Source organism: Dyadobacter beijingensis DSM 21582 (genome assembly GCF_000382205.1).
GTDB classification, from domain to species: domain Bacteria; phylum Bacteroidota; class Bacteroidia; order Cytophagales; family Spirosomataceae; genus Dyadobacter; species Dyadobacter beijingensis.
Window position 1 is genome coordinate 80,138 of sequence record NZ_KB907788.1, and the last position, 12,687, is coordinate 92,824.

Annotated in this window: 11 protein-coding genes and 1 pseudogene; 10 read left to right on the plus strand and 2 right to left on the minus strand. The window is 53.9% G+C overall.

Features of this window, described 5'->3' with window-relative positions:
* The first annotated feature begins 60 nt into the window (after positions 1-60).
* From H144_RS0114110 to H144_RS34850, 3 genes and pseudogenes are all read left to right on the plus strand, one after another.
* On the plus strand, positions 61-1,344 hold the full coding sequence (locus H144_RS0114110) for an SBBP repeat-containing protein (protein ID WP_019942722.1): 1,284 nt from the start codon (positions 61-63) through the stop codon (positions 1,342-1,344).
* Positions 1,345-1,378: 34 nt separating this feature from the next.
* Positions 1,379-2,494, plus strand: coding sequence for a TlpA disulfide reductase family protein (locus tag H144_RS0114115; RefSeq protein WP_019942723.1), 1,116 nt, complete (start codon positions 1,379-1,381; stop codon positions 2,492-2,494).
* A gap of 162 nt (positions 2,495-2,656) precedes the next feature.
* Positions 2,657-2,818: pseudogene (locus tag H144_RS34850) on the plus strand (acyltransferase family protein); the annotation flags it as partial.
* A 102-nt stretch (positions 2,819-2,920) separates the two neighbouring features.
* Here the strand turns inward: H144_RS34850 and H144_RS34855 are convergent.
* Complete coding sequence (locus H144_RS34855) at positions 2,921-3,196, minus strand: hypothetical protein (protein WP_019942724.1); 276 nt, start codon at positions 3,194-3,196, stop codon at positions 2,921-2,923.
* A 252-nt stretch (positions 3,197-3,448) separates the two neighbouring features.
* Between H144_RS34855 and H144_RS31835 the strand changes: the two genes are divergently transcribed.
* The 7 genes from H144_RS31835 (at position 3,449) to H144_RS0114155 (ending at position 11,811) form a co-directional block, all read left to right on the plus strand.
* Entirely contained in the window at positions 3,449-5,062 is a 1,614-nt protein-coding gene (locus tag H144_RS31835) for a sensor histidine kinase (RefSeq protein ID WP_211220691.1), read from the plus strand.
* A 134-nt stretch (positions 5,063-5,196) separates the two neighbouring features.
* Positions 5,197-6,906: a circadian clock protein KaiC gene (gene kaiC / locus H144_RS0114130; protein WP_019942726.1), complete on the plus strand. Its 1,710-nt coding sequence runs from the start codon at positions 5,197-5,199 to the stop codon at positions 6,904-6,906.
* Positions 6,907-6,914: 8 nt separating this feature from the next.
* Complete coding sequence (locus tag H144_RS0114135; RefSeq protein ID WP_019942727.1) at positions 6,915-7,205, plus strand: circadian clock KaiB family protein; 291 nt, start codon at positions 6,915-6,917, stop codon at positions 7,203-7,205.
* Between the two features lie 5 nt (positions 7,206-7,210).
* Positions 7,211-7,546: a circadian clock KaiB family protein gene (locus H144_RS0114140; RefSeq protein ID WP_019942728.1), complete on the plus strand. Its 336-nt coding sequence runs from the start codon at positions 7,211-7,213 to the stop codon at positions 7,544-7,546.
* Positions 7,539-8,828, plus strand: a complete 1,290-nt coding sequence (locus tag H144_RS0114145) for a sensor histidine kinase (protein WP_019942729.1) — start codon at positions 7,539-7,541, stop codon at positions 8,826-8,828. The genes H144_RS0114140 and H144_RS0114145 overlap by 8 nt, the downstream gene beginning before the upstream one ends.
* Positions 8,829-9,081: 253 nt before the next feature.
* Positions 9,082-10,437: a hypothetical protein gene (locus H144_RS0114150; protein ID WP_019942730.1), complete on the plus strand. Its 1,356-nt coding sequence runs from the start codon at positions 9,082-9,084 to the stop codon at positions 10,435-10,437.
* A 102-nt stretch (positions 10,438-10,539) separates the two neighbouring features.
* On the plus strand, positions 10,540-11,811 hold the full coding sequence (locus H144_RS0114155; RefSeq protein WP_019942731.1) for a dipeptidase: 1,272 nt from the start codon (positions 10,540-10,542) through the stop codon (positions 11,809-11,811).
* 11 nt (positions 11,812-11,822) lie between these two features.
* Here the strand turns inward: H144_RS0114155 and H144_RS0114160 are convergent, their stop codons facing one another.
* On the minus strand, positions 11,823-12,668 hold the full coding sequence (locus H144_RS0114160; protein WP_033402683.1) for an alpha/beta fold hydrolase: 846 nt from the start codon (positions 12,666-12,668) through the stop codon (positions 11,823-11,825).
* Positions 12,669-12,687: the final 19 nt, after the last annotated feature.

The window sequence follows — 12,687 nt, forward strand, 5'->3', positions numbered from 1 at the left end:
CCGCAGTGAAACGGGCAGTCCGTTTGACGGGCGGAGTGAAACTTCAAAGCCGCTTTCCCCATGAAATACCTGTATGCCGCCGTTTTGTGTTTGTTAATGTGCCAATGTAAAGAGGGCCGGACCGATTTACAACCCGCGCCCGACTCGCCTGATACGGGCAGTAAAACGGGGTTTAAGGCAGAGACGACGTTGATTTCTGCATTCAATGCGCTGGGAGGTGACGTGGCTGTGGATGATTCCAATTACGTTTATGTAACGGGGACTTTTTATGCAACCAGCCCGTTTGGCACAGCTGCGGGGAATGAAGATATATTTCTTGCCAAATACAAACCCAGCGGTGAGCTGGTGTGGTCGCGTACGCTCGGAGGGCCTGGTTACGATGAAGGCCGCGGGATCGATCTGGACAAAGAAGGCAATATTTATGTGACGGGTGATTTTGCCCAGACGATTTCCCTGGACGGGCATTCGGCAACCTCGCGCGGTAGTGAAGATGCCTTCGTTGCTAAGTTTGATCGTCAGGGCGGCTTGCAATGGCTGCGCAGCTACGGTAGCGATGGCGGAGAGCGCGGGCATGCCGTGGCAGTGGATGGTGAAGGTAATGTATATGCGACGGGAGAGTTTCAGGGAACGGGTTTCTTCGAAGGCAACCCGCTGCAATCGGCCGGGGAATTCGACGCCTTTCTTGTAAAGTATAACACCCTTGGCGACTTCCAATGGGCACGCTCAGGCGGAGGTGCGGGACGCGATACGGGTTACGGGCTCGCCGCCGACGTGCGCACGGGTGACGTGTACGTGACGGGCTACTTCACGGGCAATGCTTCCTTTGGCAGCGCCAATGTGACCGCCGCGGCCAGCGGGCCGGGGCAAGGGGACGTATTTATGGCCAAATATAGCCCGCAAGGCGCTTTCCAATGGCTGCGGCAGGCTGGAAATGGTTCTGCTGGCGGAGGCTTCGATGCGGCCGTGGATGGCTTGGGGGATGTTTATTTCCTGAAAAGGAATTCGACGGTGGGGTATTTGATCAAGTATGATGCGAACGGCGCTTCCAAATGGGAGCAAATGCTCCGATTTGGCGGCGACGGCATGGGTGTGGCAGCCGACCGGCTGGGTAATGCCTACGTAGTAACGTCCGGCGCCGCGATTTCGAAATACGACGCCAACGGCGTGCTGCAACAAGTGCAGATACCCCGCAGTACCGACGTATTATCAGCCACCGGCATCGCCGTCAACCAGAAAGGGAAACTTTTCGTGACGGGCAATTACCGCGGCACGCTTACATTCGGCGGCGTTTCCAAAACCGACGCCGGCTGGCTGAATATGTTTGCGATTGGCGGGGATTTGTAGCGCAAACAATTAAAAACCTTCAACTGTTCATGCCATGAGATACACATGCCTGCTGACGATAATGCTATTGTCACACGTCGCCAATGCGCAGAATGATGCATTTGTGATCAACGGGAAGTTGCTTTATACGAGAGCCGATAAGATTCACCTGTACATTGCGGATGTAATTACGAACACCATGCGGGTCGATTCCACGGTGGTGCGTGACGGGATTTTTACATTCAAAGGCCATGCGCCAACGCCATTGAAAGCGATCCTCTTTTCATTTCCGGACAACAACCGGCTGGACTTTTTCGTGGAACCGGGCAAAATGAGCGTGGAAAGTAAGGATTCCCTCCACGCGGCCGTCGTGCATGCGGGCAAGCTGAACGCCGATTATGTTGCATTGAAGGCCATTACGGATGTGATCGACGCCGATATGCGCCAATATAACAAGGCAATGCAGGCTGCGGTCGCCGCTTCGCCGGAGAAAGCGAAGGATGCGGAGTTTCAAAAGAAATGGAATGAAAAAAGGGAGTCCGTAACCGGGCAGCTTGCCAAAGCCAACCTCGACTTCGCGCAAAGCCATCCCGACAACATCGCAGCCGTATACGCGATCGCGAATGTGAGCCAGCAGACCGACCTGGCCGTTGTGAAGCCGCTTTTTATGGGACTGAGCGAAACGGTACGGAACAGTCCGCTGGGTAAAACATACGGGGCAAAAATCGCTAAACTGGAAGGGTTGAACGTCGGTGCGCTGGCACCCGAATTTACCCAGGCCGACACGGCGGGCCGCAACGTTTCCTTGAAAGATTTTCGGGGAAAATACGTGCTGGTCGATTTTTGGGCAAGCTGGTGCGGGCCCTGCCGGGCTGAAAACCCGAACCTGATCAAAGCCTATGAGCGCTACAAAGGCAAGAATTTTACCGTTCTCGGCATTTCCCTCGACCGGCAAGCGGCACGGACGGCGTGGCTGAATGCGATCAGGAAGGACGGCCTTCCCTGGACGCAGCTGTCCGACCTGAAAGGTTGGGACAACCAGGTAGGCAAAATGTACGGCGTCGAAGCCGTACCGAAAAACTTCCTGATTGATCCCGACGGGCGGATAGTCGCCAAGGACCTTCGCGGAGAAATGCTCAATGAAAGACTCGCGGAGATATTGGGAAACTAGGATAAACAAGCATTAAAGGCTAATTTCGGCCTTTTTGTTTATGCCTATCTGCTTATCCCAGACCCGACAACCTCAGCGAACGCACTAACCGGCACCAAGCCGCATTACCAGATACTCGACGGCCTGCGCGGCGTGGCAGCCTTGACGGTCGTGTGTTTTCACGTGTTCGAAGCCTTCGCTAGCAGTCATTTAGATCAGCGGATCAACCATGGATACCTGGCTGTCGATTCCTTTTTCCTGCTTTCCGGTTTCGTGATCGGCTACGCGTACGACGACCGGTGGGAAAGGATGACGGCGAAAGAATTTTTCAAGCGGCGGATCATTCGTTTACACCCAATGGTAGTGATGGGCGGGGTAATCGGCGCGCTGATCTTCTACCTGCAAGGCTGCGCCACCTGGGACGCATTACCCGTTCATTTACTGGTATTATGCCTGGGTCAAAAACGAAAAGCTGACCTTCGAACAATCGCTTCCCGAAGCGGCGGCACTCGTTTTCGGTTCGGTGGCATTGGCCTGCATTTGTCTCAAATGGTACGACGAATTGTCGCGGAGCGGAGGGTCAGGCACGAAGAATTCTTCCAGTACCATAGTATCCGCGGGTAATGAATCGATTGTAGCGGCGTTCATCGGCTTGCGGCGGGAGCAGGCTGTCATCGCGAACGCCGCTGCGATGAGGCAGAGAAAGGATTTTGAAAAATTCATAGTATATATAATTTTCTTAAATATAACATCAATTTAACGTTTAACAAATAGCACACCCGCACATTCGTAATTTTCAACACTTACCAATCGCCGGCACGAGCCATATGAAAACCGGGCGGGATGAATAGCAGAGAAAATTGATATATTTAACGGACGATCCTTTGCGGATAACTCTGTTGACGGCAAAACCTTGTTCCCTTGAAAATGCATAACGCGGGCCAGGAACCACTTTTTTTGAAAAATGCTGGTGAAATGGGCCAATTAATCCTTCAATACGATTGGAGCGCTTCTCCGCTCGGCCCCCTGCACGAATGGCCCGCTTCGTTGCGCCTCACCCTGGGGATCATGCTGCACTCCGCATTTCCGATGTTTCTGTTCTGGGGACCTGAGCGGGTCTGTTTCTATAACGAAGCTTTCAGGCCCAGTCTGGGCGTAACCGGCAAGCATCCGGCCATTGGTAAACGGGCGACCGAGGTTTGGCCGGAAATATGGGAAACCACCGACGCGCTGATCAACCAGGTGTATGCCACCGGCAAGCCGCAATGGTTCGAGAACCGTCTGCTGCCCATTTACCGCAACGGCAGGCTCGAAGATGTGTACTGGACATTCAGCCATAGCCCCGTGTACGGTGAAAACGATGTGATCGAAGGCGTGCTGGTCACTTCCATGGAAACCACGCCGACGGTAACGGCGCGCATGGAGATCGAACACACCGTGGCGCAGCGCACGCAGGAATTGAAACAGGCCAACGGGGCGATCATCGAGGCGAACAACTATCTTCAGGACATTATCAACTCTTTCAAACAGCCACTCCAGGTGCTGGAACCGGTTTACGAAGGGACGGAAATTGTTGATTTTCGCTTCAAATTGACCAACCAGGCCTACGCTTCTTACGCCAATACCACACCCGGTGCGATCCGCAACAAAAAGGTGAGCGAAATTTTTCCGGGCTATCTGAAGACCACCAGTTTTACCAATGTCGCCAGGACATTCCTGTCCGGAGTAACCGATACCTGGATGATCCATTACGACCAGGACGGTCTGGATTTGTATAATGAAATGACGGCCATCCGGATGGGTGACGAGGTGATCCTGCACTTTGCCGACTATACCAAACTGAAATACCTGGAATTTGAGCTGCTGCGCAAGATCGCCGAGCTGGAAAATTCCAATGAAAACCTCGAAGCCTTCGCACATGCGGCCTCGCACGACCTGAAAGAGCCGGTACGGAAAATCCAGATGTTTGCCAATGTACTGCAAGCCCAGCTGGGGGATAAATTGTCGGAACAAAACCAGGCGATGTTCCACAAAATCACCGCGGCGGCTAAGCGGATGGGAAAGCTGATCGACGACCTGCTGCTCTATTCGCAATTCAGCCTGGTACCTCCTGCGAAGGAATCAGTCGACCTGAACGATACTGTGCGGCAGGTGGCTGAGGATCTGGAAGTTACAATTCAGGAGCATGGCGCGTCCCTGGTTCTGGCGGACCTGCCCGTTGTGAACGGGTATGGCAGGCAGCTCTACCAAATGTTTCAGAACCTGATCGGCAATTCACTGAAATACCGCGACCCGGCGGTGCCGCCCGTTATCGAAATTTCCGCCACACGCACGACCGACAATGGCCGGAGGTTTCACCAGATCCTGGTGCGCGACAATGGCATCGGTTTCGAGCAGCAGTTCGCGGAGAATATTTTTCAGCTTTTTACCCGACTTCAGAGCAGCGGTTCGGGCAGTGGTATCGGGCTGTCTACCGTCAAGCGAGTCGTTGATAATCACCTGGGTATGATCCATGCGGAAAGCCAGCCTGCACGAGGGGCGCTTTTCAGGATCTGCCTTCCAGCCGGCAGCGATGAAGCCGACGTCTAATGATTCCCCCGTGACAGACTCACCGCGACAGCGGCTCCCATTACCGGGCATGGTTTTTTAAGCTTTCCCACAAAGGAAATTAATTTCCGCAGCTCACACCTTGTTTATTTTGGACCTACATTTCGGTATTGACAATGAGTTTCGAACCCTCAGAATCAAGAGACAGATTTAAAACACTCAGCAAAGCGCAAACCGGTATCCGCGGGTTGGACGAAATCACCGCCGGCGGTTTGCCTGCCGGCAGGCCGACGCTCATCTGCGGCGCCGCAGGCTCGGGAAAAACGCTGTTTTCTGTCGAATTTCTCGTGCACGGCGCAATGGAGCATGGCGAACCGGGCGTTTTCGTAGCCTTCGAAGAAAAAGCCGAAGAACTGGGTGTCAACGTGGCGTCGCTGGGGTTTGATCTGGAACAAATGCAGCGCGACAAGCTCATACGCATTGACCATGTGCATATCGAACGCAGCGAGATCGAAGAAACCGGTGAGTATAACCTCGACGGGCTTTTTATACGGCTCGGCTATGCCATCGATAGTATTGGCGCGAAACGAGTCGTGCTGGATACGATCGAAAGCCTTTTCGCCGGACTGACGAACCTCGCGGTCCTGCGTGCGGAGCTTCGCCGGTTGTTTGAATGGCTCAAAGAGAAAAAGGTCACGACCATTATTACCGGCGAGAAAGGGGAGGCTACCCTTACCCGCCAGGGATTGGAGGAATACGTGTCCGACTGTGTGATCCTGCTCGACCATCGGGTCGAAAACAAGATATCCACCCGTCTGCTCAGGATCGTGAAGTACCGGGGCTCCGTGCACGGCACGAACGAATACCCGTTCCTGATCGACGAAGAGGGCATTTCGGTATTGCCCGTTACCTCGCTCCGCCTGAGCCATCCCGTTTCTTCCGAGCGGATATCGTCGGGTATCCCGGCGCTTGATAAAATGCTCGGCGGCAAAGGTTTTTTCAAAGGCAGCAGCGTGCTGGTATCGGGGACGGCCGGAACGGGGAAAACCAGCATAGCGGGCAGCTTTATCGACAGTGTCTGCAAGGAAGGTATCCGCGCAATTTATTTTGCATTCGAGGAATCGCAGCACCAGATTGTGCGTAATATGCAGTCGATCAATATCGATCTGCAAAGCCATCTGGACAAAGGGTTACTCCTTTTTAATGCATCCAGGCCCACGCTCAACGGGCTCGAAATGCACCTGATCACCATCACGAAGCTGGTCGAAAAGTTCAAACCCGGCGTCGTCGTGCTGGACCCGATCAGTAACCTCATCACGGTAGGTTCTACCAGTGAAGTGAAGAGCCTGCTCACGCGCCTGATCGACTATTTGCAGAGCAAACAGATCACCGTGATGTTTACGGCCCTGGCGCTGAACGAAAATAAAACCGAGCAAACCGACGAGGGCGTGTCGTCGCTCGTGGATGCGTGGATTCTCGTGCGCGACATCGAGTCCAATGGCGAGCGTAACCGCGGCTTGTATGTGATGAAGTCACGCGGGATGAAGCATTCCAACCAGGTAAGGGAATTTGTCATTACCGACGAGGGCCTCAAACTGGTGGAAGTATTCCTGGGCCCCGACGGCGTACTCACAGGTTCGGCACGGGAGACGCAGCGCTTACTGGAAAAAACGTCGGAAGCGATCCGCGACCACGCAGTATCGAGAAAAGACCGCGAAATCGAGCGCAAGCGACTTATCCTTGAATCGAAGATTGCGTCATTGAAAGAAGAATTCGAGTCATTGCAGGAAGAGCTCAACAAGAATTATATCGAGGAAGAGCTCAAAAAGAGCATCATGGACGATAACCGCAAAGAGCTCATCCGCAAGCGTGACGATCAGATTTAAATTTTGGTATGGAAGTAAACGATGAAATATGGGAGCTCAGGCTATACGTGGCCGGCAAAACAACCCGGTCGGTAGCAGCGCTAGCCAACCTGAAAAGATATTGTGAGGAGTATCTCAAAGATAAATACGTCATCGAAGTGATAGACCTGCTCGTACAGCCGCAACTCGCCGAGGGTGACCAGATCCTGGCCATTCCGACGCTCGTTAAAAAAGTACCTGAGCCCATCCGCAAGATCATTGGCGACCTCTCCAATGAAGAAAAAGTACTCGTAGGGCTCAATTTACGCCCGGCAAAATAGCTATCATGAACGACGGGATACACCAGGCGCAGGATTGGAATGACGATGACGGAATGGATGACCATTTCGAACTAAACCTGTATATAGCCGGTGCTTCTTCCAACTCGGTCAGGGCGGTAGCCAATGTGAAGGAAATTTGCGAGCAGTATATCAAAGACAGGTATACGCTGCGGGTGATCGATGTGCACCAGGAAAAATCGCTGGCTTCCCGCGAACAGCTCGTGGCGCTGCCGATGCTGGTCAAGTTAAGACCTCACCCCGAACGAAGGCTGATCGGGGATATGTCCGACACGAAGAGGGTTTTGAAAGGTCTGGGCGTTTCTGGCGAGCAATATGATTGATCACAGGACTTACGAGGAACTGCTCCGGGAGAACGCCGAGCTGACCCAGCGATTGGAGGAGGCGAGCGACACCATCGAGGCGATCCGCACCGGGCAGGTCGATGCGCTGGTGGTGAACGACTCCGATAATGGGCATCAGCTGTACACACTGAAAACGGCCGACCACTCTTACCGTATTTTCATCGAAAAAATGAATGAAGGGGCCGTTTCGCTGAACGAGGAAGGCGTGATATTGTATGCCAATTCCAAGTTCGCATCCATGCTCGGGCTGGGGTTATCCGACATCGTCGGCCATATTTTTGAAACTTTCGTGGCGGATGACGTTCGGGAGCAGTACCGCGAGGTGCTCGTCAAGGCCTGGGACGACGACATTCAGATCGAGGCGAACATTTGCAGAAAGACGGGGACCGTGCCTTGCAAGCTTTCGCTGACATCGATGCAGCTGGACGAAGGCCCGTCTCTGAGCATTATTATTACCGATCTCACTTTTCAGAAAAGCATCCAGGGGCTGCTGAAAGAAAATAACCAGCAGCTCACCATTGCCAATGCGGAACTGGAAGCAAGTAACCATGATTTGCAGCAGTTTGCATCCATCGCCTCGCACGACCTTCAGGAGCCGTTGCGGAAGATACTGATCTTTGCCAACATGCTCATGGACAAGCACGGAACGGAACTGCCGGGGGAAAGCCGCCGGTTTTTGGAAAAGATCATCTCCTCCTCGCAGCGCATGCGCTCGATGGCGTCGGATATCCTGAGCTATTCCGGCCTGTCGACGGCCGACAGCGATTTCGACCAGGTAAACCTCGAAGAGATCCTGGCCGAGATCCTCGATGATTATGAGCTGCGCCTGCAAGAGCAGAAAGTGTCGGTAATCGTGGGCGAGCTGCCGTTGGTGGAGGGCAACAGGGCGCAGATCAAGCAGGTTTTTCAGAACCTGATCAGTAATTCCATCAAATTTTCGAGGCCCGACGTGCCGCCTGTGATCCGCATATTCTGTGATCGGGGAAATATGAACGGTTCGCGCCAGGAGCCGGCTACGCATTGCCATATCACCGTTGCCGACAATGGCATCGGCTTTGAAAAGAAATACCAGGAACGCATCTTTTCGCTTTTCGAGCGGCTCAACAATAAGGACAAATACGAAGGCTCCGGGATCGGGCTGTCCATTACGAAAAAAATCATCGAAAGGCACCACGGCTGGATCACCGCAGAAAGCGCGCCGGGCGACGGCGCCCGCTTCACCATTACCTTGCCATTCCGGCAACCCGAAAAACAGTTCTGACCGAATGTTTCAACAGTGAAACGCCACGACGGTGCGTGTGGCGGCATTTTCATCCCGTCAATAACCCTTTTGATCTCCACGAGTTCCGGAAAGCCGTTGGGGAGGTATTTGTAAGAAAATGTGTCCACATGCTTCCTGCCCAGCGCATCGGAAAATTGCGCGTTCACGCTATGGCCACTTTGCTTGTCAGGAAATGTGGATTTTTTAGCTTAAAAACGCGGTTAATTCAGCCGTTTTGCTGACTTTTAAGGTTATGGCAACAAAACAAACTCCCGCAGCGGGTACGAACCCGGAAACGCTGCGTTCTACACAAGACCCGCTCATGAACCGAAGGACCATGCTCGGCATGACCGGTGCGGCCAGTCTCGCAGCGTTGACAGGCGTCGGTACCGGTGCCGTGGCGCATAGCGCTCCTAAAAAGCCGCGCATTGCATGCCTCGTTTCATACTGGGGCGCTACACGCTCGCATGCGGACTGGATCGTGACCAAGCTGCTCGACGGCTACTGGTGGGAGGGCGCACATACGCCTTCGCGCGTGGAGGTGGTAGCCGTGTACATTCACCAGTTCGAGACGAGCGGGCTTGGACAGAAGATATGCCGGTCCAAGAATATTCCTATATTCAAAACAGTAGGGGAGGCTGTTACGCTGGGCGGTAAAGAGCTCGCCATAGATGGCGTCGTGATCGTGGGGGAGCACGGGGAATACCCGACCAATCTGAAAGGACAATGGCTGTTGCCGCGCTGGTGGATTTATCAGCAGGTGATCAAGGTATTCGAAGCCAGCAAACGCTCCGTACCGGTTTTTAATGATAAACACCTCTCGTACAGCTGGGATGAGGCCAAATGGATGTTTGATAAGTCACGGGAACTGAACTTTCCGCTGACCGGCGGCTCATCCATACCGGTTTATTTCCGCAAGCCGGAGATCGAACTCGCTATCGATACGCCCATCAAAACATCCGTCGTGCTGGGAGGCGCGCCCGACGAGGGGGCGCTGTTCCATTGTGTGGACGTGCTCCAAGCCTTTGCAGAGCGCCGGAAGGGGGGCGAAACGGGAGTGAAATCGGTGCAATGCATCCGCGGGCCCGAAACCTGGAAATGGACCGAAGCCAATCCCTGGGCCGGCAAGCTGCTGGAAGCGGTGCGGGTGAAATTCGACCTGAAACCGGGGCATTTCCAGTCCATTGCCCGGCCGAACGTCTGCATTGTCGAGTACAACGACGGCACCAAAGCGGCCGTGTATTCCGCGCAGGACGTAGGCTGGACCTACGCCGCCGAAATCGAAGGGAAAAATGAGCCGACGATCATCTCCATGCTGGACTGGCCGGGGCCGTTTTCGCAATACCACGCCTCCAATTCCCAGCCGCATTGGATCACCGAGATGATGGTTACCGGCAAGGAGCCGTTCAACGCCGAACGGCTGCTGCTATCTACTGGCATTACGGCCTACAATATGGAATCCAACTGGGAAAACGGCCGGTACTCACCCGTAGGGCGCCGCATCGAAACGCCCTTTATGAACATGAAGTACCGCTCCACCCGCGGCGCGCAGTTCAGTACCGGCGAGCGCCCCCCGAACGTGCCCTATATGCGAGGTTTCGCAGATTAATTTTGAATGATTGAATGACTGAATGATTGAATAGCCCTTATTCTTTCAATCGGAAAAGCATTCAATCATTCGGTCATTCAGTCATCCAATCATTACTTTTTCATGAATCGCCGAAACGCTGTTAAAAGCCTGACACTCCTTCCGGCTGCCGGAAATATACTTTCTTTAAAAAACCTCTCAGCCGCGCCCGTACGCGTCCCGAATCCACTTAATGCATCCGACAAGCCGATGCCCGATCTGCACCGCGACGCGTTCGTGATGGATGGCCATACCCATGTGATGAGCCGGGAGCTGGTGCTGAAAACGGATATTGGCCAGCGGTACAAGGACGGGACGGTGGATCTGCCAAGGGCGAAGGAAGGCGGGCTGGACGCGATGTTCTTTTCGGTTTATACCCCTGAAAACTACTATCCCGGACGGTTTGAAACCAAAAACACCTTCCGCGTCGTGAACCTCGCATTGGACCAGATCCGGAAGAACAATGCGGTAATTGAGCTGGCGCTGAATGCTTCGGATATTGAGCGGATCAATAAAAAAGGCAAGATGGCCGCGTTCCTCGACCTGGAAGGCGGCTACGACCTCCACGGCGATCTCGACCTGCTGCGTGCCCTGTACAAGCTCGGCCTGCGCGCCATGCAGCTCACCGCCCATAGTACGACCAATGCATTCATCGATGCCTGCAACGACGTGTACACCTGGGGCGGGATCAACGACCACGGTAAGGCGGTGATCAGGGAAATGAACAACCTCGGGATGGTGATCAACGTCGCACACGCTTCCAACGACGCGATCCTTCAATCGGTAGCCGCGAGCCGTCACCCGGTGATTTACAGCCACGGCGGGTTTTACAAGATCGTAGACCACCCGCGCTGCATTTCCGACGAAGCCGCAAAAGCGATCGCTGCGAAAGGCGGCGTGATCGGCGTGCATTTCGGGAGCCTGTTCAACAACCCTGCATACTGGGCATGGCAGAAACCGAACAATCCCGTTAGAAAGCAACCCGTTCCACAGCCCAAAACACCACGCATTTTAGCGACCCAGGCTACGAACCAGACCATCGAAGATGTAGACAGGGAATTCGCCCGCGAACTGCCATTTACCTATAATCAAACCATTCCCGACGAATACTGGATGCACGTGGACCAGCTGGCCAGGGTGATCGATTACGGCGTCAACCTCGTCGGCGAGGACCACATCGCCCTCGGCTCCGACCTCGACGGCGGTCCCGAACTCCCCCGCGAGATCAAAGACATCAGCGACTACCCTCAAATCACGATGGCCCTGCAACGGTTGGGCTACACCGATCAGCGGATCAGGAAGATCCTGGGTTTGAACTGGCTGCGCGTGATCAGGGAGGTGACGGAGGGGAAATAAAGAAGGGGCCGCTATTTCCCGGTGAAAAAATCGACCGCGATCCGGCTCAGGACGTCGCCTTTTTCATCGGGCATTTCATGGCCTGTATTTGGGTAAATGCACAATTGCCCCTGTTTGAGCGCTCGGTACATTTCAATACTGTGTTCCAACCGGATCATATCGCGGTCTCCCCTGATAATCAGGACGGGAACGTTGATTTTCGAAAGTTTGTCATCGGGGACCTTAACTTCGCGCGCCCACATTTTCTGATTTTCTTCCCAAAACCGCACCCATTTTTCAGGATTCGGGTTCATACTTTGATAATGCTTTAACCAATCGCCGTCTTCTTTGACCGCTTCAATGGTATACGCTTTCAGAAGGTCGCGCGCTTCCGGCGTCAGTCCGCTGGCACGGGTGTTCGAGGCCCCGCTCACCACCTTTTTAACTTTATCCGGACGTTTGGCGGCCAGCAGCAACGCAGTGTTTCCGCCGGTGCTCCACCCGAAAACATAGGCGCTATCCAGGTGCAACGAGTCGATCAGGACGGAGCAATAATCGGCCATCAGCTCGCCGCTCAGACTATCGGCATGCTCCGACCGCCCATGTCCCGGGCTATCCGGTGCAATTACCCTGAAATGCTTCGCCAATCCAGGTATAACCCCGGCCAGGTTCTCGATTGACCCAAGCCCCTGATGCAGTACAAGCAGCGGCACGCCGGTCCCGTAGGTTTCATAGTAAATCCTCGTGCCGTAAATGGATACGTATTTTCCATTGTTGGAACCATAATGGATTTCTTTGACGACGCCTTCCTGTTTTTTGGCATCGGTACAGGAAAGTATTGTCAACGAAAGTAACAGGCAACAGAGCGATCGGTTCATTTGTTGGTTAGGGTTGAAT

Bases quoted from the DNA above. Each gene is read 5' to 3' on its own strand.
- H144_RS0114110 (WP_019942722.1), top strand. From the start codon at position 61: ATGAAATACCTGTATGCCGCCGTTTTGTGTTTGTTAATGTGCCAATGT.
- H144_RS0114115 (WP_019942723.1), top strand. From the start codon at position 1,379: ATGAGATACACATGCCTGCTGACGATAATGCTATTGTCACACGTCGCC.
- H144_RS34855 (WP_019942724.1), bottom strand. From the start codon at position 3,196: ATGAATTTTTCAAAATCCTTTCTCTGCCTCATCGCAGCGGCGTTCGCG.
- H144_RS31835 (WP_211220691.1), top strand. From the start codon at position 3,449: ATGGGCCAATTAATCCTTCAATACGATTGGAGCGCTTCTCCGCTCGGC.
- kaiC (WP_019942726.1), top strand. From the start codon at position 5,197: ATGAGTTTCGAACCCTCAGAATCAAGAGACAGATTTAAAACACTCAGC.
- H144_RS0114135 (WP_019942727.1), top strand. From the start codon at position 6,915: ATGGAAGTAAACGATGAAATATGGGAGCTCAGGCTATACGTGGCCGGC.
- H144_RS0114140 (WP_019942728.1), top strand. From the start codon at position 7,211: ATGAACGACGGGATACACCAGGCGCAGGATTGGAATGACGATGACGGA.
- H144_RS0114145 (WP_019942729.1), top strand. From the start codon at position 7,539: ATGATTGATCACAGGACTTACGAGGAACTGCTCCGGGAGAACGCCGAG.
- H144_RS0114150 (WP_019942730.1), top strand. From the start codon at position 9,082: ATGGCAACAAAACAAACTCCCGCAGCGGGTACGAACCCGGAAACGCTG.
- H144_RS0114155 (WP_019942731.1), top strand. From the start codon at position 10,540: ATGAATCGCCGAAACGCTGTTAAAAGCCTGACACTCCTTCCGGCTGCC.
- H144_RS0114160 (WP_033402683.1), bottom strand. From the start codon at position 12,668: ATGAACCGATCGCTCTGTTGCCTGTTACTTTCGTTGACAATACTTTCC.